Consider the following 23419-nt stretch of genomic DNA (forward strand, 5'->3'; position numbering starts at 1 on the left):
AGATGTTGATTTGCCCGGGAGAGCGTTATGAAACTGCTGGTCGTCGAAGATGAAGCGCTGCTGCGTCATCACCTGCAAACCCGCCTGACGGAGAGCGGCCACGTGGTCGAGTCCGTGGCCAACGCCGAGGAGGCGCTGTATCAGACCGCACAGTTCAACTTTGACCTGGCGGTGATCGACCTTGGTCTGCCGGGCATGAGCGGGCTCGACCTGATCCGCCAGTTGCGTTCAAGTGGCAAGAGCTTCCCGATCCTGATCCTCACTGCGCGCGGCAACTGGCAGGACAAGGTCGAAGGCCTGGCCGCCGGTGCCGACGATTACCTGGTCAAGCCATTCCAGTTCGAAGAGCTGGAGGCCCGCCTGAATGCCTTGCTGCGCCGTTCCAGTGGTTTCACCCAGTCGACCATCGTTGCCGGTCCATTGCTGCTGGACCTGAATCGCAAGCAGGCGTCTCTCGACGAACAGCCGCTGGCACTGACCGCGTATGAGTACCGTATTCTCGAATACCTGATGCGTCACCATCAGCAAGTGGTACCCAAGGACCGCTTGATGGAACAGCTCTACCCGGATGACGACGAGCGTGATCCGAATGTGATCGAGGTGCTGGTCGGCCGTCTGCGCCGCAAACTGGAGGGACCGGGCGGGTTCAAGCCGATCGACACCGTGCGCGGCCTGGGCTACCTGTTCAATGAGCGTTGCACTTGATCCGTTCGCTGCGCATTCGCTTGATGCTCGCCGCCACACTGTTGGCAGTGTTGTTCATGTTGGCGTTGCTGCCGGCGATGCAGGGTGCCTTCAGCCTGGCGCTGCAGGACTCCATCGAGCAGCGCCTGGCATCCGACGTGACTACGCTGATCTCGGCCGCCCGGGTGGAGAACAACAGCCTGCAGATGCCGGCGCAATTGCCCGACGAGCGCTTCAACCTCACCGACAGCCGATTGCTAGGCTACATCTATGACCGTGAAGGGCATCTGGTCTGGCGTTCGAAGGCGACCCAGGAAGAACGCATCAATTACAAGCCGCGCTACGACGGACGTGGCAGCGAGTTTGCGCGGATCCGCGAAGCCAATGGCCAGGAGTTCTTCGTCTACGACGTCGAGGTCAAGTTGCTCGGCGGCAAAAGTGCGGCCTTCAGCATCGTGGCGCTGCAACCGGTTCGCGAGTACGAGCTGACTCTCGAAGGTCTGCGGGAAAATCTCTATCTGGGTTTTGGCGCGGCACTGCTGGTGCTGCTGGCGTTGCTGTGGATCGGTCTGACCTGGGGCTTGCAGGCATTGCGGCGCTTGAGCCAGGAACTGGACCAGATCGAAGGTGGCACCCGCGAAAGCCTCAGTGAGGAACATCCCCGGGAATTGCTGCGCCTGACCGGTTCCCTCAACCGATTGCTGCACAGTGAGCGTGAGCAGCGCAGTCGCTATCGTGATTCCCTCGACGACCTGGCCCATAGTCTGAAAACGCCACTGGCGGTGTTGCAAGGCGTTAGTGAGGACATGGCCCAGCGTCCAGAGGATCGCGATCAGGCCTGGGTGCTGCAAACCCAGATCGAACGCATGAGCCAACAGATCAGCTACCAGCTGCAGCGCGCCAGCCTGCGCAAAAGCGGATTGGTACGTCATCAGGTGCACTTGCGGCCGGTGCTGAAAAGCCTGTGCGACACGCTGGACAAGGTCTATCGCGACAAGCACGTGCACGTCGCGTTCGATTTGCCCGACCCGTGCTACGTACCGATCGAGCAGGGCGCTCTGTTGGAGATGATGGGCAACCTGCTGGAAAACGCCTATCGCCTGTGCCTGGGCGAAATACGCATCAGTGTGCGTGAAACCCTCAGCGGCACCGAGTTGTGTGTCGAGGACGACGGCCCCGGCGTACCACAGGATCAGCGCTCACGGATTCTCGAGCGCGGAGAGCGCCTGGACCGCCAGCATCCGGGGCAGGGCATTGGCCTGGCGGTGGTCAAGGACATCATCGAGAGCTACAGCGCCAAGCTGACCTTGGGCGATTCACCGATGGGCGGAGCGGCGTTCCGGATTCATTTTCCGGCGGTTTGAACGGGTTTCTGATAGTGGTCTTTTCCGGCCGCTATAGGTATCAAGCGTTAAACGACCGGCAACAATGTTTTGTTGGCGTTCAGCCGTTTGGTGGCAGGTAATAAGCCTCGCCTTAAAGACGACATGCACACGCAGAGCCTGTGTTGGTGCATGAGTGGATAGGGGCTGAAGCGTTACAAGCCACCAAAGGAGATAAAAATGGAAAGGAAGAAAGTTTGGCTGACGTTTGACGATGGTCCTCGGCAAACCCAGACCGAAACCGTGCTCGAAACACTGGCGCTGTTTGATATCAATGCAACGTTTTTTATTGTTGGCAATCTGGTTGCCAGGCAAGGCGAGCGTATCAAGCGCATCCTGGGCGAAGGGCACCGGATCGGCAATCACACTTACGATCATCTGAGACTGGTCGGCCAGGACAAGGACACCATCATCGATCAAATCAAAATGACGGAGCAGGCACTGGCTCCCTACCAGCAGCCGGACCTGATCATGAGGCCGCCTTATGGCGCTCACGATGCGCTGGTCGATCGCACTGTCGCCGAGTTGGGGTACCGGCAGGTTCTCTGGAGCGTGGATACCCTGGACTGGAACAGCAACTACCAACCGGGGGGCTGGGTATCCCATGGTGTTGAGCAAATAAGGAACAGAAAGAACTCCATTGTGCTGATGCATGACATACACGCGACCACGGCCAATAATCTTGGCCGGTTCATCGGACAAATAAAACTGCTGGGCGATGTGGATTTCGAATCACCGGCCACACTGGCGATTCCGCCGGTCAGCCAGTTGAACATGTATGTGGTTGTCAGGGGCGATACATTGTCCAAAATTGCCAGAGAGTTTTATGGTGATGCTGCCAGGTACCTACTGATCTTTAATGCGAACAGGTCGGTGCTGGATCATCCAGATAGAATTTATCCTGGCTTGTCACTGATCATCCCGCCTTTAGGGTAAGCGTTCGCAAAACCTGGGCGGGGTATTTCCGGGTGTGTTCGCAAGGACGCCAGTGATCACTGCGCAACGCGGGTGCTGAAACTCAGCTCTCCTGCGCCCGATAAGCCCCCGGCGTCAGCCCCGTCCACTTCTTGAACGCCCGGTGAAACGCCGACGGCTCGGAAAACCCCAGTTGCTCGGCGATCTGTTGCAATGACAGGTCAGCGCGGCTCAGGTGATAAATCGCGATGTCCCGGCGCAACTGGTCCTTCAGTTCCTGAAAGCTCGAGCCCTCTTCCCGCAAATGCCGGCGCAAGGTCTGCGGGCTGATGTGCAGGTGGGCGGCCACGGCTTCCAGGTCGGGCCAGCGTGAGCTGTCGCGACTGAGCAAGCGCCGCAGGCGGCTGCTCAAACTGTCGCCATCATCCGGGCGCGAGAGCAGGTCGGCGGGGGAGCGCTCGAGGAAATGCTTGAGGGTGCGTTCATCCTGCAACAGCGGCATCGCCAGGTAGCGGCTGTGAAACAGCAGGCTGCTCTGGGGGCTGGAAAACTCGAGCGGACAGGAAAACAGCAGGTCGTACTCGGCGCCGTGTTCGGGCCGCGGGTAGCTGAACGTGGCCTGTTCCAGGCGAATGCGCTGGCCGATCAGCCAGCTGCCGAAACGGTGCCAGATCACCAGCAGGCTTTCGCTGAGGAAATGATCGGGGTCCCAAAGCTGCGAGTCGTCCAGGCTCAGGCGAACCCATTCATCTTCGCGGCTCAGGGTCAAACGCGGAGCCCCGGAGAATAGGCTATAAAACAATAAGCCGCGATTGAGTGCCTTATCCAGGTTGCGGCAGTGAATCACGGCATGGCACATCATCGCGAAGCTGCCCGGCCTGCTTGGGGCTTGCCCGAACCCCAGGTACTCGTCATCCAGTGCCAGCCATAACGCCTGGATCAGTTGGGTGAATTGCTCCGGAGCGATGCGTGCCCGGGGCTCGTCCAGCAACTCGGGGCTGATTCCCAGTTGCTGTAGCAGGCCCGAATACTCGTAGCCGTGCCGACGCGCACCACCGAGGGCGGCGCGGGCGAAATGACTGGCGATGGTGCGTTCGCGCATGGCAGCAGATCCGACCGTTGATCGACGGATGGTAGCTGCGCACTGCGGGCATGAACAGGGCGGATATCCGCCAAATAGCAGGACGACTTCTAGTGGAAGGGCGGAAATCCGCCACATGCTTGTAACCGTTCGATGACAGGGAATTCGCTGCAACCCCGGATATCAAAAGGCTTGCAGGGATTTTGCGGAAGGTGGCACGGGCCTTGCGATACAACGAGCAGATGCCTGCCGTTGTGCAGCTCGAAAAAACAAATCCCTCCAGTGCAGGAGGGTTCGCAATTGCGGTGTTGCGGGCAACAGATGGATGTTGTCACCGGGCACCCTTGAGGAACTTTGCAATGACGACTCGTCAGCCACTGTACAAATCCCTGTATTTCCAGGTGATCGTTGCAATTATCATCGGTATCGCACTCGGTCACTTCTATCCACAGTTTGGTGTGGCCGTTAAACCACTGGGTGACGGGTTCATCAAACTGATCAAAATGATCATCGCCCCGATCATCTTCTGCACCGTCGTCAGCGGTATCGCCGGCATGCAGGACATGAAAGCAGTCGGCAAGACTGGCGGTTACGCACTCCTTTACTTTGAAATCGTATCGACCATCGCATTGCTGGTGGGTCTGGTCGTGGTCAACGTCGTGCAGCCGGGCAATGGCATGCACATCGACGTCGCCACCCTTGATGCCTCCAAGGTTGCCGCTTATGTTGCAGCCGGTGCTGACCAAAGCGTCGTCGGCTTCCTGCTGAACGTGATCCCGGCCACCATCGTCGGCGCCTTTGCCACCGGTGACATCCTGCAAGTGCTGATGTTCTCGGTGATTTTCGGTTTCGCCTTGCATCGCCTGGGTGCCTACGGCAAGCCGCTGCTGGACTTCATCGATCGCTTCGCCCACGTGATGTTCAACATCATCAACATGATCATGAAGCTCGCGCCAATCGGTGCCTTCGGTGCCATGGCCTTCACCATCGGTGCCTACGGTGTCGGCTCGCTGGTGCAACTGGGTCAACTGATGGCCTGCTTCTACATCACTTGCCTGCTGTTCATCCTGGTCGTGCTGGGCTCCATCGCCCGCCTGCACGGCTTCAGCGTGCTGAAAATGATCCGCTACATCCGTGAAGAACTGCTGATCGTGCTGGGTACTTCTTCTTCGGAATCGGTGCTGCCACGCATGCTGATCAAGATGGAGCGTCTGGGCGCGCAGAAATCTGTCGTGGGTCTGGTGATCCCGACCGGCTACTCGTTCAACCTCGACGGTACCGCCATCTACCTGACCATGGCCGCGGTGTTCATTGCCCAGGCAACCGATACGCACATGGACATCACGCACCAGATCACCCTGCTGGTGGTGTTGCTGCTGTCGTCCAAGGGCGCTGCGGGCGTAACCGGTAGCGGTTTCATCGTACTGGCTGCCACCCTGTCCGCCGTGGGCCACCTGCCGGTTGCCGGCCTGGCGCTGATCCTCGGTATCGACCGCTTCATGTCCGAAGCCCGTGCCCTGACCAACCTGGTCGGCAACGCCGTGGCCACCATCGTTGTGGCCAAGTGGGTCAAGGAACTGGACACCGACGTGCTGCAAGCCGAGCTGGCCTCGGGCGGTCGCGGTATTGCCGACGAGCCTAAAGACGATGTTTTGGGCCACGTCGAAGAGGTAGCCCCGGCTAACGCCAAGTAAGCCTTGTCCTGATGAAAAACCCGCTTCGGCGGGTTTTTTCATGCCCGACGATTGAGCGTAACGGTCATTGCACGTGGCGCATAAGGTGATTGCTGCAAAGCGTTCGGCTGCCTAGTCTGTGGGCATCGTCAAGGGAGAACGCTCATGCTCGGTCCACTGGCATCACTCAAGGTTCTGGATTTCTCGACACTGCTGCCGGGGCCGTTCGCCTCGTTGCTGCTGGCGGACATGGGCGCCGAAGTACTGCGCATCGAATCACCGACGCGCATGGATCTGCTGCGGGTGTTGCCACCCCACGATCAAGGCGTGTCAGCCAGTCATGCCTACCTCAATCGCAACAAGCGCAGCCTCGCTCTGGATCTCAAGCAGCCTGAGGCGCTGGAGGTGATCAGGTCGTTGCTGCAGGACTACGACATCGTGCTCGAGCAGTTCCGTCCAGGTGTCATGGAGCGTCTTGGCCTGGGTTACGAAGCCCTGAAGGCGATCAATCCGAAACTGATTTATGTGTCGATCAGCGGCTACGGTCAGACGGGCCCCTACAAGGACCGCGCCGGCCATGACATCAACTACCTGGCCCTGTCCGGGCTCGCGAGTTACACCGGCCGAACCAACAGTGGGCCGCTGCCATTGGGCATGCAGGTGGCGGATGTCGCCGGTGGCTCGCTGCACGGGGTGATTGGCTTGCTGGCGGCGGTCATTGCCCGGCAGCAAACCGGTCAGGGCCAGCACCTGGATGTCAGCATGACCGACTGCGCGTTCAGCCTGAATGCGATGGCGGGTGCCGGGTATCTGGCCTGTGGCGTCGAGCCGGGTCCGGAAAACCAGGTGCTCAACGGCGGTAGCTTCTATGACTATTACCGCTCACGGGATGGGCGCTGGCTGTCGGTGGGCAGCCTGGAACCGGCGTTCATGAAGCAGTTGTGTACGGCGTTGGGGCTGGAGGATTTGGCCGGTCTCGGCCTGTCACCGCAAGCGGCGCATCAGAAACAGCTTAAAGACGCGCTGAAGGTTGAATTCGAAAAGCATGACTTTGCCGATTTGCGCGCGCTGTTCGCCGAACTGGATGCTTGTGTCGAACCGGTGTTGAGCCTGGGAGAAGCGCTGCGTCATCCGCAGTTGCAGGCGCGGGAGTTGGTGACCGAAGTGCCCCGTGGCGATGGCTCGTCCCAGGCGCAGATGGCTTGTCCGCTGAAGTTTTCGCAAGGGTTGCCTGAGCCCCGGCATGTTGGCGCGGCGTTGGGGCAACATACGGATCAGGTGTTGGGGGAGTTGGGGTTCAGTGCGCAGAGGATTGAAGAGTTGCGGCGATCCAAGGTGATTCTCTAGTGCCTGTCAGGCCGCCATCGCGAGCCTGCTCGCGATAGCGGCGTCACAAACACCGAAAATCCAACTACTCGACCCGCATCTCCCCACTGAACACCAGGGTATTGCGACACCGTCGGCACAAATACCGCCGACCTTGCCGAACCAGGCTGTGGCGCTGCGCCGAGAACGGGAAGTCGCTGTCGGCGCACGGGCACTTGTAGATGTAGCGGGTCACGCTGCGGCGTTTGACGTCATAGGTGTGGCAGCGGTTGGGCGGCAGTTCGTACACACCGCGCATGATCAATTGCCACTCTTCGCCATGGGGCTGGATGCGGTCGCCGAACAGCTGGTGGGCAATCAGGTGCGCGACTTCATGGGCCACGGTCTGCTTGAGGAAATCTTCGGTGTTTTCCCGGTACAGCTGCGGGTTGAAGCGCAGTAGGTTCTCGTGCAAATGCGCGACACCGGCTTTTTGCCCGCGCAGCTTGAGGCTCACCACGGGGCGCTTGAAAGGTCGTTTGAAAAAGGATTCGGCTAGTTGGAAACAGTCTTCGACGCGGGTATTGAGTTGCTCGGGCATGCTTGATGGATCTCCAGAGCACTCGAGTATGCCGCAACCCTCGGACCTTGCGAATCGCCAAGTTGCCGAATGGTCGTGTGCGTTCTCGTTGCTGAAGAATGAAAAGGCCGCCTTGCGGCGGCCTTTGTCGGCAGTTCTGACTTTCAGTGATGAGCGGTTAACTGGTGTAGACCGGGCCCACGCCGAGTCCCCAGACAATTACAGTGAACGCCATGATGGCGACCAGCACCACCAGGCCTACGGCGAGCACCGAGCTTGAAAACAGGAAGCCCTCGTCAGATGGAATGTTCATGAACGTCGGCAAGCCCACGTACAGCAAATACACCGTGTAGCAGATGGCGGCGGTGCCGACGATCATCCCCAGCCACAAGTGCGGGTACAAGGCGGCGAGGCCGCCGATGAACAACGGTGTAGCGGTGTAGGTTGCAAACGCAATGCAGCGGGCGAGGCTTGGGTTGGCGTCATAGGTGCGGGCCATCCAGTGGATGAATGCGCCCATTACCGCGACACCACCGAGCATCGCCAGGTAGGACATGACCGTCATCCATATCGCGCTTTCTACGGTCAGCATCACGGGAGCCCGATTGCCGATGACCCAGCCGACCTGTGTGGTGCCAATAAAGGCAGACACGGCGGGGATCGCCGCCAGGATCAGCGTATGGGTCAGGTACATGTGGCTGATGCTTTCCTCCTGGTCGCCACGGATTTCTTTCCATTCTTGGTCAGGGTGGGTGAAGAGCCCCACTACGTGATGGATCATGCCAGTCACTCCTCTTGTTTTACCGTCGCCCCCCAGTGGAGCGCCTACGGGCCAATACGGCCAAGTAAGTTATAGGTCTGAATTTGTACGTGACCTTATGTCGCAGTATAGGGAGGAGTTTCCCCAGAGGGAGTAGGGGCTTTAGAGCAAATCGCGCTGTAAACACAGTTGTTAATCGCCGCGAGGTCTGTGGCGAACAGCCCTTTTGGCGAGGCACTTCGCCCCTGAGGTGTTTTTGCGTAAAATGCCGGCCTTTCGTCACATCTCACGGATTTCGCGTCATGGGCACACTCACGGTCAACCAGAACAAACTGCAAAAGCGCCTTCGCCGACAGGCCGGTGAGGCGGTTGCCGATTTCAACATGATTGAAGACGGCGACAAGGTCATGGTCTGCCTGTCCGGTGGCAAGGACAGCTACACCATGCTCGATGTGCTGATGCACTTGCAGAAGGTCGCGCCGATCAAGTTCGAGATCGTGGCCGTGAACATGGACCAGAAGCAGCCGGGCTTCCCGGAGCACGTATTGCCGGCCTACCTGAAAGAACTGGGTATCGAGTACCACATCGTCGAAAAAGACACTTACTCGGTGGTCAAGGAACTGATTCCGGAAGGCAAAACCACCTGCTCGCTGTGTTCGCGCCTGCGTCGCGGCACGCTCTACACCTTCGCCGACGAAATCGGCGCGACCAAGATGGCCCTCGGTCACCACCGCGATGACATCGTCGAGACGTTCTTCCTGAACATGTTCTTCAACGGTTCGCTCAAGGCCATGCCACCGAAGCTGCGCGCCGACGATGGGCGCAACGTGGTGATCCGCCCGCTGGCCTACTGCAATGAAAAAGACATCCAGGCCTACTCGGACTTCAAGCAATTCCCGATCATCCCGTGCAACCTCTGTGGTTCCCAGGAGAACCTGCAGCGTCAGGTGGTCAAGGAAATGCTGCTGGACTGGGAGCGCAAGACCCCGGGCCGTACCGAGAGCATTTTCCGTAGCCTGCAGAACGTGATCCCGTCGCAACTGGCGGACCGCAACCTGTTCGACTTCACCAGCCTGAAGATTGACGAAAGCGCGGCTTCGCGCTTCGTTAACGTGGTCAACCTCTGACCAACATTGTGGGAGCGAGTCTGTGGTGAGGGGGCAAGCCCCCTCACCACAGACTCGCTCCCACAGGTTTTTCGTTTACCTCAGGAGAGGGCATGCGCGATTACAAGTGGCTCAATGAATACTGTCTGAACCGCTTCGGTTCGGCGGCTGAACTGGAGGCCCATCTGCCCGTTCCCAAGACTCCGGCACAACTGCGCAAGATCAGCGACGATCGCTACCTCTCGATGATGGCACTGCGTGTATTTCGCGCCGGGCTCAAGCACAGCCTGGTGGATGCCAAGTGGCCGGCTTTCGAAGAAGTGTTTTTCAAGTTCGACCCGGAAAAAGTCGTGCTGATGAGCGCCGAGCATCTGGAACGGCTGATGCAGGACACGCGGATCATCCGTCACCTGGGCAAGCTCAAGAGCGTGCCGCGCAATGCGCAGTTCATACTGGACGTGGCCCATGAAAAGGGCAGCTTCGGTGCGCTGATCGCCGATTGGCCGGTGACCGATATCGTCGGGCTCTGGACCTTCCTGAAAAAACGCGGACATCAGTTGGGCGGGCTGTCAGCCCCGCGCTTCTTGCGGATGATCGGCAAGGACACCTTTGTACCGAGCTATGACGTGGTGGCGGCGCTGAATGCGCAGGACATCATCGACAAGGTGCCGAGCAGTCTGCGCGACCTGGCTTTGGTGCAGGACGTGTTCAATCAGTGGCATGAAGAAAGTGGTGGGCGGCCGATGAGCCAGATTTCGATGATGCTGGCTTATACAGTGAATCATTAAGACCGTGTCGCCCCAATCGCGAGCAGGCTCGCTCCCACATTGGATTGCATTTCAATGTGGGAGCGGCGGTGCGACGATTCGACTTGCTCGCGAAGGCGTCGGATCAGGCAACAGAGATTTCGCCTTCACCCGCCAGCTTACGGTTCAACTGATAGCGCCAGCGCACATACAACAGCGCCGAGCAGAACACCGCCAGGCTCGCACCCATCTCCAGCAAACCGAAGATTTGCCGGTTCGGGTCATAGGCCGCCAATGCGCCCTTGATGAAATACAGGTTCACCACAAAGCACATCCACGAATGCCCGCGAGGGCTGCCGATGATCATCCCCGGCGCCAGAATCAGCAGTGGCGCCAGTTCGATCAACAGGATCACCCAAGGGCGTGCCCCATGCAGGTCGGCAATCGCCAGGTAGTAAACACACAGCAATCCCACCAGGCCGAAAAAGCACAATAGGCTGATGGCGCGCATCGCCTTCACGCGTGGTTCGAGCCATTCGAGGGCGGGTAGAATCTTCGGCTTCTTGGCCACCTCAGCTCTCCAGTTTCTGTGCGGTCTTGGCCAGGCGCATACCCAGCGCGCGGCACAGCGCCACTTCATGGGCATCCAGACCGCTTTTGCCGTCGGCACCAGCGTGGTGGCTGGCGCCGTAAGGCGTGCCGCCGCCCTGGGTTTCCAGCAGCGCCGATTCGCTGTACGGCAGGCCGGTGATCAGCATGCCGTGGTGCAGCAACGGCAGCATCATCGACAGCAGCGTGGTTTCCTGGCCGCCGTGCAGGCTCGCGGTGGAGGTGAACACACCCGCCGGTTTGCCCACCAGGGCGCCGGTCAGCCACAGGTTGCTGGTGCCGTCGAGAAAGTACTTGAGCGGCGCCGCCATGTTGCCGAAGCGGGTCGGGCTGCCGAGCGCCAGGCCGGCGCAGTTCTTCAGGTCGTCGAGGCTGGCATACAGCGCACCTTCGTCGGGAATCTCCGGCGAAACGGCTTCGCACTCGCTGGAAATCGCCGGCACCGTGCGCAGGCGGGCCTCAAGCCCGGCCTGTTCGACGCCACGGGCGATCTGCCGGGCCATTTCGTTGGTCGAGCCGCTGCGGCTGTAGTACAGAACCAGAATGTACGGTGCACTCATGGCAACAGTTCCAGGATCTGTTCCGGTGGGCGGCCGATGATGGCCTTGTCGCCGACTTCGAGAATCGGTCGCTCCATCAGTTTCGGGTGGGCGGCGATGGCGGCGATCAATTGCGCTTCGCTCAGGCTGTTATCGGCCAGGTCGAGGGTCTTGTACTCGTCCTCGCCGGTGCGCAGCAATTGCCGGGCGCTGATCCCGAGTTTGCCCAGCAGGCTCTGAATCTGCGCGGCGTCCAGCGGGGTTTCCAGGTAGCGGACCACGGTCGGCGTCAGGCCACGGGCTTCAAGCAGTTCGAGCGCACCGCGGGATTTCGAGCAGCGCGGGTTGTGATAAAGCGTCAGATCGGTCATGAGCGGGTCGCATCTTGCGTAAGGTGGCGGCTATTCTAACTGTGCAGCGCGCAATCCAGAACCGTGAGAGGCGATGGGTCGCAGGCGCAATCAATTTTTGACAAGGAACACGACATGACAAGGCGACTGGCAGCAGCATTGACGATCATCGGAGCGTTGATGCTGGGGGGCTGCGGTAATGACTATGGCATCGACCAGGACGGTCATAAAATCGCCTCTGACCGCCTGGACGGCAAATGGCTGGTGCTTAACTACTGGGCAGAATGGTGCGGGCCTTGCCGTACCGAGATCCCGGAATTGAACACCCTGGCAGAGCAACTCAAGGACAAGAAAATCGGTGTGTTCGGGGTCAACTTCGACAATGTCCAGGGGCAAGAGTTGAAGGGCGCGAGCGAGAAATTGGGGATCAGGTTCACCGTGCTGGCCCAGGACCCTTCCGAACTGTTCGAGTTGCCGCGCAGCGAGGCGTTGCCGGTGACGTACATCATCGATAACAAGGGCAAGGTACGTGAGCAGTTGATGGGTGAACAGACGGCGGCGGGGGTGATGGCGAAGCTTGAGGCGTTGCAGGCGAAAAACTGATCAGATGATCGATTTCACTGTAGCCAGGGGCTTTTTGTGGTGAGGGGGCTTGCCCCCTCGCCACAGGTTTCTCGGGATACCCAGTAAGGATCAACCCTCCTCAAGCCACCAACGCAGCGGCTTGCCTTCGGCTGGCCAGAAGCGCATCTGCTCGATCGGGGAGACGTCCCAGCGCTGGACGTTTTCCAGGGCCTGGAGGAAGCGTTTTTCCTGTTCCATCAGCGCTGGCGCGCACAGTTTGCGGGTGCTGCCGATTTTGCCGAAGGTCAGTTTGTCGCTATCGAGGGTGTACGGCGCGAACCAGTGGTTGCAGCCGCCATTGCCGTAGGCCCGGCCGTCTTCGCCGAGGGTGATGGTCAGGTGGCTGTAGTCCATCAACGGCCGCTCGCCGATCCACTCCAGAATGTAGCTGCGGTTCTGTTGCAGTTGCACCGGCTCGGAGGCGCAACCCAGCAGGCTGGCGCTGACCATAGTGGTCAGAGCGAGGCGTTTCATCACGCAGGCTCCTGGCATTTCGGGCACAGGTGTTTCTCGCCAGCGGTGGTCCAGCCCAGCTCGGCAATCCGCGCGGTGGCGGCAGGTTTTTCGGCCTTGTTGCCCAGCTTGGCATCGACGGCGAACTCGAAGCTCAGCGCTTTGGCGCAGCTGTCACAGTTCACTTGCCAGGTGTGGATGGCCAGTTCGCCGAACACCGGGCCACTGGCCACCGCGACCCATTGGCCGGGCGGGTTGATCAGGTGGCGAACCGTTTCGACGGTCAGGCGCATGGACAAGTCCTTGGCACCCTTGAGGGTCACGACCAGCACGTCGTTGTTGCGAATCGAGCCACCGTTGCCGGTGACCTGATAACGCCCTGGCACCAGGGCGCGGCATTCGGTGAGGGTGTGTTGCGGGTTCATCAGGCTGTAGCGGAAATCGTGTTCGACCATGGGTCCTCCAAATATGCGCGATATGCTATCACGGGCTTGCACGCCGCATCGCGCAGGCAGATGACCTTCGATCCGTTTCAGTCTCCCGTCACCTGGTTTTCCGGTGTGCCCGCCGTCCAGGCTGCAATGTTGCGCAATGTGGTGGTGGCAATCGCGTCCAGCGCTTCGCGGGTCAGAAAGGCCTGGTGCGCGGTGACGATCACGTTGGGGAAGGTCAGCAGCCGTGCCAGCACATCGTCTTGCAGCGGCAGGTCGGAGCGGTCCTCGAAGAACAACTGCGCCTCTTCCTCATACACATCCAGCCCCAGGTAACCCAGACGACCGTCTTTCAAGGCATCGATCAGCGCCGGGGTGTCCACCAGGCCGCCACGTCCGGTATTGATCAGCATCGCGCCCGGTTGCATGTGCGCCAGGGATTGGCGGTTGATCAAGTGCTTGCTCTGCTCGTTGAGCGGGCAGTGCAGGCTGATGATCTGCGATTCGGCCAGCAGCTGCGGCAGGCTCAGGTAGCGCGCGCCGAGGGCTTCGACCTGCGGGTTGGGATAGGGGTCGTAGGCCAGTAGCTTGCAGCCGAAACCGTGCATGATTTTGGCGAAGGTGGCGCCAATCTGACCGGTGCCGACCACGCCGACGGTCTTGCCCACCAGATCGAAACCGGTCAGCCCCTGCAGCCTGAAATCCCCATCGCGGGTGCGGTTACAGGCTCGGGGCAAGCGGCGGTTGAGTGCGAGGATCAGCGCCACTGCATGTTCGGCCACCGCGTGGGGCGAATAGGCCGGGACGCGCACGATGGCCAGTCCCAGACGTTTTGCCGTCGGCAAGTCGACATGGTTGTAACCGGCCGAGCGCAGGGCGATCAGGCGTGTGCCACCGGCGGCCAGGCGTTCGAGTACCGCCGCGCCGAGGTCATCATTGATGAACGCGCAGACCGCTTCATATCCCTGGGCGAGCGCCACTGTGTCGAGGCTCAGGCGCGCAGGCTGAAATTGCAGCTCGATGCCGGCAGGTTGTTCGGCAGCGAGAAAACTGTCGCGGTCGTAGTTCTGGCTGCTGAAAAGAATCGTACGCATGCGGTGCTCCTTGAAGGTGGCCTGCGCCGTTGAGCAAGCCGGCATTCGACAGTCGTCAGGTTAGCTCGCCGGCAGCCCTTCGCGATTGCGCTGCATCAAGCATTCATGCGCGCCTGGGCTGCCAGGCGATTGATTGCCCGGTCGAGCTCTTCCAGTGCCACGCTGGCTTTCGGGTCCTGTTGCTTGAGCAGGGTTTCGCTGCGTTGGCAGGCCGCACGCAATTGCGGTACGCCGCAGTAACGCGTCGCGCCATGCAGGCGATGGACCCGTTCGATCAGGGCGTTGTGGTCGTTGCTTTGCTGAGCGAGGCGGATGGCTTCGCGGTCAGCCTCCAGGGACGCCAGCAGCATCGCCAGCATGTCCGCCGCCAGATCAGCCTTGCCAGCGGCCAGGCGCAATCCTTCGTCGTGGTCGAGCACCAACAGGTCATGGGCACCAGCATGCCCATCGCCGGAGCGCTCCGGGCTGTGATTGCGCAGCGCCAGGCCGCTCCATTTCAGCACCACCTGGGCCAATTGCCGTTCGCTGATCGGTTTGGTCAGGTAGTCGTCCATGCCGCTTTGCAGCAGCGCGCGTTTTTCGTTGGCCATGGCGTGGGCGGTGAGGGCCACGATCGGTAGCGGCGTGCAATGACGTTCGCTTTCCCACTGGCGGATCGCCTCGGTGCTCTGGCGACCGTCCATGCCGGGCATCTGTACGTCCATCAATACCAGATCGAATGTCTCGTTCTGCACCGCCCTGATGGCGGCATAACCGCTTTCCACCGCGAGTACCTTGGCACCCATGTCTTCGAGCAGGGTCTGCACCAGCATCAGGTTGGCCGGATTGTCGTCGACGCAAAGCACCTTCGGGGCTCGGCTGGACACTGGTTCGCCCGGTTCGCTGCGCATCGGTCGCGGGTTGACCAGGTCCGACAGGGAGCGTCGCAGCTTGCGGGTACAGGCCGGTTTCGCCTGGAGCTGGCTGTGGGGGTTGGGCACGGAAAGATGGAACAGCGTCTGTTCCGTGGTCGGGCACAGCACCAGCACTTTGCAGCCAAGATGTTCGAGGTCCCAGATGTGCTGGTTGAGGCGTTCCGGCGGCATGTCGTTGCTGGTGATGCCGAGCACTGCAAGGTCGATCGCCTGATCGGTCTGGTGGGCGGCGGTGACGCCATTGGTCAGGCTTTCCAGGGTGTTGAACGGTGTGGTGCTGAGACCGCAGTCTTCCAGTTGGTGCTGCAACGCCTGCCGGGCCAGTTCGTGGTTTTCCAGCACCGCCACCCGGCGCCCGAGCAGCGGCGCGGCGGGCAGGTCTTCGGCATCGTCGCGGGTTTTCGGCAGGCTCAGGCTGATCCAGAATTCCGACCCTTCCCCCGGCGTGCTGTCGACGCCGATCTCGCCGCCCATCTGTTCGATCAAACGTTTGGAAATCACTAGGCCCAGGCCAGTGCCGCCGGGTTGCCGCGACAGCGAGTTGTCGGCCTGACTGAAGGCCTGGAACAGGGCGCGTACGTCCTGGTTCGACAGGCCGATGCCGGTGTCCTGAATGCTGATGCGCAGCTGCACGGTGTCTTCGTGTTCTTCTTCGAGCATGGCGCGGGCGACAACGGTGCCTTCGCGGGTGAACTTGATCGCATTGCTCACCAGGTTCGTCAGGATCTGCTTGAGCCGCAGCGGGTCGCCCACCAGTGACAGCGGCGTGTCCCGATACACCAGGCTGACCAGTTCCAGCTGCTTGGCGTGGGCGGCCGGGGCGAGGATGGTCAGGGTGTCCTGGAGCAGGTCGCGCAGGTTGAACGGAATATGGTCGAGCACCAGCTTGCCGGCTTCGATTTTAGAGAAGTCGAGAATCTCGTTGATGATCCCCAGCAGGCTGTCGGCGGATTTTTCGATGGTACCCAGGTAGTCGAGCTGGCGTGGGGTGAGCTCGCTTTTTTGCAACAGGTGGGTGAAGCCGAGAATGCCATTGAGTGGCGTGCGAATTTCATGGCTCATGTTGGCCAGGAATTCGGACTTGATCCGGCTCGCTTCCAGGGCTTCCTTGCGCGCCAGATCCAGCTCGATGTTCTGGATCTCGATGGTTTCCAGGTTCTGGCGCACGTCCTCGGTGGCCTGGTCGATGCTGTGCTGCAATTCTTCCTGGGCGTTTTGCAGGGTGCCGGCCATGCGGTTGATGCCGGAGGCCAGTTCGTCCAGTTCCTGGCTGCCGAGGGGCGGCAAGCGGGTCTCCAGGTGGCCGTCCTTGAGTTGGGCCACGGCCTGCTTGATCTGGCTCAACGGCCGATTGATCGTGCGGCCCATGCGCACGGCCAGCAGTGCCGCACCCGTCAGTCCCGCAGCGATCAGCATCAGGCTGGCGAACAGGCTGCGGTAACCGCGCAACAGCATGCCGTTATGGGACAGTTCAAGCTCGACCCAGCCGAGCAGGCGGTCGGCTTCTTCGGGAATCACGTCCCCGGCCAGGTTGCGGTGTTTGCCGAATACCGGCAGCAGATAACGGGTCGCATCGCTGCCACTGCGGCGCAGCATTTGCGTGCCACTGCCAGAGGGCGTCTGATTGAGCATGGTCGGGCCGGCGTGGGCCAGCAACGTGCGGTCGGGAGCCAGGAAGGTCACGGCCCGTACGTCGGTTTGTTCCAGGGCCTGGGTGGCGATGCGTTCGAGCAGTTCGTTGTCCTGATGGCCCATGGCTGGCGCCACCAGTGGAGCCAGTTGCTCGGCGATCATTTCGCCGCGCTGCATGAGTTGGGTTTGCAGGTCAGCCTGTTGCATCCAAGTAAAATAACCCCCCAGCACCAACGCCATCAGGCTGGTTGGCAACAGGGTCAGCAATAGCACGCGGCCTTTGATTCCCAGTTTCTTGAGCACGCATCTCTCCTGCATCCCGCTATTTATAGGCCTGCACATGCATCCGCCATGCACCACTTGCGCAGTGTAGCGATTTGCTCGCGGGCAATCCTCGTAAAAATGGTGCCGTCTTTCGTCGGCCCGGACGACTCAATGGCGATACGGACAAACGGTGGGTTGCCCCGGGCGAGGCAATCTTGAATAATTACTCAACTGAGAATTATTTGCAGATAGTCATGGCTCCCATCACTGCTGGCCTCCCCCGAATCCTGTCCATCGAAGACGACCTTGTGCTCGGAGCCTACGTTCATGAGCATCTGGACCGCAGTGGCTTCCAGGTGACCTGGTGCCAGAACGGCCAGGAAGGCCTGGACATTGCCCGCCGGCAACCGTTCGACGTGGTGTTGATGGATATTCTGCTGCCGGGCCTGGACGGCCTGGCGGTACTGACCCAATTGCGCCAGAGCCATTCCACCCCGGTGTTGCTGATGTCGGCCCTTGGTGCCGAGGCCGATCGCATCAGCGGCTTTCGCCTGGGGGCCGATGATTACCTGCCAAAGCCCTTCAGCATGGTGGAGTTGCGGGTGCGCATCGAAGCCATTCTGCGGCGGGTGGCACTCGACCGCCGGCCCGTACCCGCAGTGCCAGCCCCGTCGATGGACAGTCTGCGTTTCGACGATGAAAACTTCGAGGTCTTTTACGGGGAACAGGCCGGTGGCCTGACCCGCAGCGAGTATCGGTTGCTGGAGACGCTGCATCGCAGCGCCGACGAAGTACTGAGCAAAGCCTTCCTTTATCAACAGGTGCTGCAACGCGGTTACGCGGCCCATGACCGCAGCCTGGACATGCACATCAGCCAGATCCGCCGCAAGCTCAAGGCCATTGGCTACACCGAGCGCGAAGTGCGTACGGTATGGGGCAAGGGTTACATCCTGAGCGCCGCCGATGAAATGTAACTTGCCGGGCAGGCATTCGCTGTTCTGGAAACTGGCTTGTCTATTGGTCGCTTTCTGTCTGCTGATGATCTGGTTGAGTTGGTCCTGGGGCCGTTACATGGAACAGCGTAATCAGTTCCTCTCCGATGAGGCCCGCGGCACCCTGTCGGGTTATGCCGCCGAAGCCCAGCAGGCTTGGCAGCAGCGCCAGAGCGCCGGTGTCGATGACTGGCTGCAAGGCATGCATCAGCGGGAAAAAGGCTGGGTCGGTGTCATCGGCGGTGATTTGCAGTCCTTGAGCAACCAATCGCTGACGGACAAGGAAGTCGAACGCCTGACTTTTTTGCGCGGCCTCGATTGGCCCATCCACAAGAAAGGCCGGCCGTGGATACGCATACCGTTTCCCGGCGACCCGTCCGCCGGCAGCCTGGTGATCGAACTGCCCGAACGCTTTCTGCCTGGGCAATACCAGGTGTTCTGGCGGGTGATCACCAACGGCGTGATTCCGGGGCTGTTCACTTTGCTGCTGTGCGTCGGGCTCTACCGTTTGCTGGTGGTGCCGCTCAATCACTTGCGTGAGCAGGCCAACGCCTGGCGTGCCGACCAACTGAATGTGCGCCTATCGAGCCGCACCACCAATCGTTCCGATGAATTGGGTGAGCTGGGGCGGGCGTTCGATCACATGTCCGAGCGCCTGCAAGGCACCGTGGCCTTGCAGCAGCAACTGCTGCGCGACTTGTCCCATGAATTGCGTACACCATTGAGCCGCCTGCGGGTGGCCAGTGAAAGCGAGCAGGGGCTGGAACCATTGCGCGAACGCATCGGCCGTGAAGTCGATGGCATGCAGCGCCTGGTGGAAGACACGCTGCAACTGGCGTGGCTCGATACCGAGCGCACCCGATTGCCCGACGAAGCCATCCAGATCCAGGCCCTGTGGGAAATGCTCTCGGAGAACGCCTGCTATGAAAGTGGCTGGCCCGATACGCAGTTGCAATGCACGGTGGATGCATCCTGCTGGGTTCGCGGTCATCTCAACACCCTGGCCCAGGCATTGGAAAATATCCTGCGCAATGCCATTCGTCATTCACCGGCGGGAGGCATTGTCCAATTGGGCGGTCGTCTTGATGGCGATTTCTGGCACCTTTGGCTGGAAGATCACGGCGGCGGTGTGGCAGAAGCTGATCTGGAGCGGATCTTCCTGCCGTTCACCCGACTCGACGGTTCGCGGCCGGGGGATGGTGGGTTTGGGTTGGGGTTGAGCATCGCCAGGAACGCAGTGCAGCGACAGGGCGGACAGCTTTGGGCGCAGAACACCGGGACCGGGTTGCGGTTGAATATGCGGTTGGTGATTCATTAGGCTATTAGGTAATGCGTTTGGAGGCGAGTATCCCTTTACAGAAGCACTGGATTAGATAATAGAAGCATTGAGATTTTTATGCCTGACAACAATCGTTTGCTCAATTGCTCAATTGCTCAATTGCTCAATTGCTCAATTGCTCAATTGCTCAATTGCTCAATTGCTCATTAGCGCGTTGACTTCGGCAATATCTACTTTACTTAATGTCCCTACCGCAGCCTTGAGTCGTAACTGGGCTAATAATGTGTCATAACGGGTGCGGGACAATTGCTGAACTACATCACTGAACTTGCTTTGAGCCTCTAATACATCAATACCAACTCGTATTCCAACCTTATAGCCGATCTGATTGGAGGCCACCGCCGAGCGTGCGGAGGTTTTCGCTGCTTCGAGCGCTTTCACCCGCGCCATTCCATCCATTACACCTGACCAAGCCTCTCGCACTGCTTGCGCCGCAGCACGACGTGCATCCTCCAGTTCAAACTCAGTTTGCTCTTGCAACACCACCGCTTGCCGAGTAGCAGAACCTATTCGACCGCCACTGTACAACGGCATACTCAAACGCAGTCCGATGCTAGAGGAGTCGGTGCGTTCTGTATTGGCATTAGGATATTGCTGCATGTTCTGACTGATAACCAGGTCAATAGTCGGTAGGTGTTCGGCCTTACGAATACGTACTTCGTTGTCCGCAATGAGTAGTAAAAGCTCCTGTGCTTGTACATTAAGATTATATCGCTTGGCCGCCTTAATCCATGCGTCAAGTTCTGCTGGTTGCGGAGAATATAGGGTCACATTTTCTCGCAGTCCCCTCAATTCGCCAGGGTGCTGTCCAGTAATTCGAACTAAGGCATATCGAGCTAGATCAAGCTCGCTTTTGGTTTTGATGAATTGCGCCATGCTTTTATCAAAACTAGCCTGAGCCTCATGCACATCGACAATGCTGACGTTACCCAATTCAAAGTTTTTTTTAGAACTTGCCAATTGTTCTGCGTCGGCAGTTCGGAGATTCCGAAGGGACTCATGCACGTCAGTTGCATTCAGAACTTCAAAATAGGCTTGAGCAACTCGCAGCAGCAACGCCTGCTCTGCACTTTCAAGATGGATTTTTGCTTGCGTACGTTGAAGTCCTCCCTGCTGGAACTGAACCCAGTTTTGTAAGCGAAAAATAGGCTGTATCAACTGGATACCGTAACTACGATTCTGTCTGTTGTATTGAGCGTTACCCGTTGGGAACTGGTAATCGGTTTCCATCCAATGGGTCTGAGCATCTATTGATACTTGGGGTAAAAGCCCCGCTCTTCCTTGTACCCAGTGCTCTTGCTCCACGCGTTGATGGGCTTTCGCCGCCGCATATTGAGCATCATGAAGCAATGCTAGTTGGTAGATTTGCAGAAGATCAATGCTTTGCGCTTGTGCAGCCGCCCCCTCTAGCAGCATTGTTGCTCCAATAACAATTTTCCTGGCAGCCATCACTCTGTGACCCTCGCCTCATCAAGGCGAACGTCCTCCACCACTACACCTTTATCTAAGCAGACAAGACGTTTAGCGAAAGCAATGGTTTCACGACGGTGAGCAATAATGACTCGAGTCATAGGCATTTCACCCAACGCCTTTATTACATGCTGCTCACTGTGTAGATCCAGATTGCTGGTGGCCTCATCAAGCACAAGAATTTTCGGCTTCCGGTACAAGGCGCGCGCAAGAAAAATGCGCTGCTTTTGCCCGCCGGATAGCCCAGCGCCCATATCTGTGACCCGCGTCTGATAGCCCATGGGCATATTGGTAATTGTCTTGTGGATATCCGCAATTTGAGCTGCTTCCTTCACACGCTCCTGACAGAAGTGAGGATCGAAACAAGCAATATTTTCAGCTAGAGATCCAGCCAGCAACTGATCCTCCTGCATTACAGCGCCTACTAAGCTGCGACATGCTTGAGGCCCAAGCTGACGCATAGATATTCCACCAATCAAAATCTCCCCCTCTGTTGGTGTGAGCAAACCGAGAATTAACTTAAGTAATGTGGTTTTACCACAACCAGAACGACCAACAAGTGCAACTGAATCCCCCGCATGGATCATGAGCGATAGATTGTGAATTACCGAGGGCTCACCTTGCGCGTATCGGTATGAAGCGTGCCTGAGTTCAATGTGGGGTTTTATGCATTCAATATCTGTTTCCATCGGCCCATCAGGCTCCGGCGTTTCTAAGGCGATATCAGCCAGGCGCTCGGCATGTAGCGAAAGCATCCGAATTTCGATGCCCAAATCAATCAGCTTGCTTGCTCGTCCAGAAAATTGGGTCTTGTAGGCGATGAATGCCAGTAACATGCCCAATGATAGTGCGCCTTGGAGAACGGAGGAACCACCGACAAAGAGCAGCAGCATCCCTTCTAATCCAAAGATCAGAGTGTTCAAACTGGCAAATACCAACAATATTTTCTGTGTTGTTACGTCTCGATTTTGAACATCCGCTATCAGATTTTGCCAAGTCGCCAATCGCGACGGGGTAGCATTGAAGAGCTTGAGAGGTAAAACAGCCCTTATTGTTTCCAGGAAATAGGAGTTTTCTCGTGCGCCCAGTACGATGCGCTCCTCAGCAGCATTGCGGAGTGGGTGATAAAAGGCCAGTCGTAGGACGCCATACAATACCAGAGCGATCAACACGATAGCTGTTAGTGCGCTGCTGTAAAAAAGCATCATGGTTAGTGTTGCTATTGCAACTAATCCATCAAGTACTCCTGTGATAGCTCCGTTGGTCAATATCTTGCGAATGGCAGCAAGTGACTGAAAGCGGGCTGCAATATCCCCAATTTGGCGCTTTTCGAAAAACGGCCAGGGTAGACGCAGCATATGGCTGAACAAATTACTCGACCACTGTATTGCTAACTGCTGTCCCAGACGTAATGCCATCCAGCCTTGAGCCATCCGTAGAACAAAATCAATCACCATCAATAGACAGCCCCCCAGTACTGCCAGTAACAGCAGATCATGATCAGAGGAAACCAGTGCACCATCAACCACCCACTGAGTAACTTGAGGGGCGAGCAGGGCGACTATTTCCAGCGCCAGTGCAAGTACAAATATGTTGCCTAAAGCGCGCTTTAGTCCGGTGGTTCGGCCAATCAAATCGTGCAGGCGAACTCGGGATTTTTGTGACCCAGGGCGAAAGGTTGCGTTAGGTGTCAATTCCAGTGCTACACCAGTGAAGTGCCTTGAAGCCTCAGATGATTTCATCACCCTGCGACCAAATGCAGGGTCCAGCAGAGTCAGGCTGTTCCCCTTTACTCTCTCCAGCACCACGAAGTGATCCATGTTCCAGTGCAGGATGCACGGTGTACGCAACATGGATAACTCCTCCAACTCTAACCGCACAGGCCTGCAGGAAAAATTTAGTGAATGAGCATGACGCATTAATTGAGATAAGTTTGTTCCCTTTAGAGAGATGGAGAAGTGTCTGCGCATGCTCATAAGGTCCACGTGCAACCCGTGAAATGCGGCGATCATCACTAGGCAGGCGAGGCCGCACTCTTGGCTCTCTGCTTGTAGCGTTATTTTCATGAGTCATAACATCCTGATAAATTAACGGTGTGATTGGTGTTGGGAGAGTTCCAGGATGTCTAGATGGCACAGTTGGGTGATCAATCCGAGCAGTTTGTTGGTTGGTATTTCCGGAAGAATTGTGATGAGTGTTGCAATACTAATGCCGGGTGCTTTGGCTATGGATGAAATCAGTTTTTTGCTTTGATTATCAAGATTTAGTCGTGTGCCATTGGCAATGATGTGGCTGGAAGTTTTGTTGTGATGATTGTTTGTGCATAGTTTAACTCCGAAGTGATCGGTTAGTGTGCCAGTGTTCGGATTACCAAAAATCTCCAGAGCCAGTGCGGACTCAACTCGCGTTGCACCAGTGAATTCATCGAGGAAACGATGGTAGTTGTCTGGGTTGATGATCATTTCATTGAGGTGTT

Annotated in this window: 23 protein-coding genes; 10 read left to right on the forward strand and 13 right to left on the reverse strand. The window is 58.4% G+C overall.

Annotated elements, in window-relative coordinates:
* The first annotated feature begins 27 nt into the window (after positions 1–27).
* From KGA85_RS28945 to KGA85_RS28955, 3 genes are all read left to right on the forward strand, one after another.
* Positions 28–705, forward strand: a complete 678-nt coding sequence (locus tag KGA85_RS28945) for a response regulator transcription factor (RefSeq protein WP_008051507.1) — start codon at positions 28–30, stop codon at positions 703–705.
* Complete coding sequence (locus KGA85_RS28950) at positions 702–2048, forward strand: ATP-binding protein (RefSeq protein WP_223456096.1); 1347 nt, start codon at positions 702–704, stop codon at positions 2046–2048. The genes KGA85_RS28945 and KGA85_RS28950 overlap by 4 nt, the downstream gene beginning before the upstream one ends.
* Before the next feature lie 198 nt (positions 2049–2246).
* Positions 2247–3002, forward strand: a complete 756-nt coding sequence (locus KGA85_RS28955) for a polysaccharide deacetylase family protein (RefSeq protein WP_223456097.1) — start codon at positions 2247–2249, stop codon at positions 3000–3002.
* A gap of 82 nt (positions 3003–3084) precedes the next feature.
* Here KGA85_RS28955 and KGA85_RS28960 read toward each other — a convergent pair whose 3' ends face one another.
* Positions 3085–4083: an AraC family transcriptional regulator gene (locus KGA85_RS28960; protein ID WP_223456098.1), complete on the reverse strand. Its 999-nt coding sequence runs from the start codon at positions 4081–4083 to the stop codon at positions 3085–3087.
* A 338-nt stretch (positions 4084–4421) separates the two neighbouring features.
* Between KGA85_RS28960 and KGA85_RS28965 the strand changes: the two genes are divergently transcribed.
* Complete coding sequence (locus tag KGA85_RS28965; protein WP_223456099.1) at positions 4422–5756, forward strand: dicarboxylate/amino acid:cation symporter; 1335 nt, start codon at positions 4422–4424, stop codon at positions 5754–5756.
* A gap of 144 nt (positions 5757–5900) precedes the next feature.
* On the forward strand, positions 5901–7082 hold the full coding sequence (locus KGA85_RS28970) for a CaiB/BaiF CoA transferase family protein (RefSeq protein WP_223543574.1): 1182 nt from the start codon (positions 5901–5903) through the stop codon (positions 7080–7082).
* Positions 7083–7146: 64 nt separating this feature from the next.
* Here KGA85_RS28970 and KGA85_RS28975 read toward each other — a convergent pair whose 3' ends face one another.
* Both KGA85_RS28975 and KGA85_RS28980 read right to left on the reverse strand, forming a co-directional pair.
* Positions 7147–7641 carry a SprT family zinc-dependent metalloprotease gene (locus KGA85_RS28975; RefSeq protein WP_046043022.1) on the reverse strand — a complete coding sequence of 165 codons (495 nt, stop codon included), beginning with the start codon at positions 7639–7641 and terminating at the stop codon, positions 7147–7149.
* A 157-nt stretch (positions 7642–7798) separates the two neighbouring features.
* A complete protein-coding gene (locus tag KGA85_RS28980; protein ID WP_150726117.1) occupies positions 7799–8401 on the reverse strand; it encodes a Yip1 family protein in 603 nt (200 codons plus the stop codon).
* A 281-nt stretch (positions 8402–8682) separates the two neighbouring features.
* Here KGA85_RS28980 and ttcA point away from each other — a divergent pair, with 281 nt between their 5' ends.
* Together ttcA and KGA85_RS28990 are read left to right on the forward strand one after the other, a co-directional pair.
* Positions 8683–9507 (forward strand): tRNA 2-thiocytidine(32) synthetase TtcA, encoded by an 825-nt coding sequence (gene ttcA, locus KGA85_RS28985; RefSeq protein WP_223456101.1) that lies wholly within the window; start codon positions 8683–8685, stop codon positions 9505–9507.
* Positions 9508–9599: 92 nt separating this feature from the next.
* Positions 9600–10274, forward strand: a complete 675-nt coding sequence (locus KGA85_RS28990) for a DNA-3-methyladenine glycosylase I (protein ID WP_223456102.1) — start codon at positions 9600–9602, stop codon at positions 10272–10274.
* Positions 10275–10377: 103 nt separating this feature from the next.
* On the opposite strand, the gene KGA85_RS28995 is transcribed toward KGA85_RS28990, so the two are convergent.
* Genes KGA85_RS28995 through arsC form a run of 3 tightly spaced genes read right to left on the reverse strand, consistent with a single transcriptional unit; the run spans position 10378 to position 11751 of the window.
* Positions 10378–10803, reverse strand: coding sequence for a DUF2069 domain-containing protein (locus tag KGA85_RS28995; protein ID WP_223543575.1), 426 nt, complete (start codon positions 10801–10803; stop codon positions 10378–10380).
* A gap of 1 nt (position 10804) precedes the next feature.
* A complete protein-coding gene (gene wrbA, locus KGA85_RS29000; protein ID WP_095942677.1) occupies positions 10805–11401 on the reverse strand; it encodes an NAD(P)H:quinone oxidoreductase in 597 nt (198 codons plus the stop codon).
* A complete protein-coding gene (gene arsC / locus KGA85_RS29005) occupies positions 11398–11751 on the reverse strand; it encodes an arsenate reductase (glutaredoxin) (RefSeq protein WP_085724786.1) in 354 nt (117 codons plus the stop codon). The genes wrbA and arsC overlap by 4 nt, the downstream gene beginning before the upstream one ends.
* Positions 11752–11865: 114 nt before the next feature.
* On the opposite strand from arsC, the gene KGA85_RS29010 reads away from it, so the two are divergent.
* Positions 11866–12333, forward strand: a complete 468-nt coding sequence (locus KGA85_RS29010; protein ID WP_150726121.1) for a TlpA disulfide reductase family protein — start codon at positions 11866–11868, stop codon at positions 12331–12333.
* Positions 12334–12423: 90 nt separating this feature from the next.
* Here the strand turns inward: KGA85_RS29010 and KGA85_RS29015 are convergent, their stop codons facing one another.
* From KGA85_RS29015 to KGA85_RS29030, 4 genes are all read right to left on the reverse strand, one after another.
* A complete protein-coding gene (locus KGA85_RS29015; RefSeq protein ID WP_223533016.1) occupies positions 12424–12828 on the reverse strand; it encodes an META domain-containing protein in 405 nt (134 codons plus the stop codon).
* A complete protein-coding gene (locus KGA85_RS29020; protein WP_223456105.1) occupies positions 12828–13262 on the reverse strand; it encodes a hypothetical protein in 435 nt (144 codons plus the stop codon). The genes KGA85_RS29015 and KGA85_RS29020 overlap by 1 nt, the downstream gene beginning before the upstream one ends.
* Before the next feature lie 77 nt (positions 13263–13339).
* On the reverse strand, positions 13340–14332 hold the full coding sequence (locus tag KGA85_RS29025; RefSeq protein WP_223456106.1) for a 2-hydroxyacid dehydrogenase: 993 nt from the start codon (positions 14330–14332) through the stop codon (positions 13340–13342).
* Between the two features lie 95 nt (positions 14333–14427).
* The gene (locus KGA85_RS29030; protein WP_223456107.1) at positions 14428–17181 is read right to left on the reverse strand and encodes a response regulator; all 2754 of its coding nucleotides are present in this window, start codon (positions 17179–17181) and stop codon (positions 14428–14430) included.
* 215 nt (positions 17182–17396) lie between these two features.
* Between KGA85_RS29030 and KGA85_RS29035 the strand changes: the two genes are divergently transcribed.
* Entirely contained in the window at positions 17397–18116 is a 720-nt protein-coding gene (locus tag KGA85_RS29035; protein ID WP_223533018.1) for a response regulator transcription factor, read from the forward strand.
* Positions 18106–19452, forward strand: a complete 1347-nt coding sequence (locus tag KGA85_RS29040) for a sensor histidine kinase (protein WP_223543576.1) — start codon at positions 18106–18108, stop codon at positions 19450–19452. The genes KGA85_RS29035 and KGA85_RS29040 overlap by 11 nt, the downstream gene beginning before the upstream one ends.
* Positions 19453–19608: 156 nt before the next feature.
* Here the strand turns inward: KGA85_RS29040 and KGA85_RS29045 are convergent, their stop codons facing one another.
* The 3 genes from KGA85_RS29045 to KGA85_RS31210 are packed head-to-tail and all read right to left on the reverse strand — an operon-like array spanning position 19609 to position 23405.
* On the reverse strand, positions 19609–20922 hold the full coding sequence (locus KGA85_RS29045) for a TolC family outer membrane protein (protein ID WP_223543577.1): 1314 nt from the start codon (positions 20920–20922) through the stop codon (positions 19609–19611).
* The gene (locus KGA85_RS29050) at positions 20922–23009 is read right to left on the reverse strand and encodes a peptidase domain-containing ABC transporter (protein WP_223543578.1); all 2088 of its coding nucleotides are present in this window, start codon (positions 23007–23009) and stop codon (positions 20922–20924) included. Before KGA85_RS29050 ends, KGA85_RS29045 begins: the two co-directional genes overlap by 1 nt.
* 21 nt (positions 23010–23030) lie before the next feature.
* Complete coding sequence (locus KGA85_RS31210) at positions 23031–23405, reverse strand: hypothetical protein (protein ID WP_317848681.1); 375 nt, start codon at positions 23403–23405, stop codon at positions 23031–23033.
* Between the last annotated feature and the right edge of the window lie 14 nt (positions 23406–23419).

Origin of the sequence: Pseudomonas sp. GL-B-12 (genome assembly GCF_019955895.1) — a bacterium.
Classification (GTDB): Bacteria; Pseudomonadota; Gammaproteobacteria; order Pseudomonadales; family Pseudomonadaceae; genus Aquipseudomonas.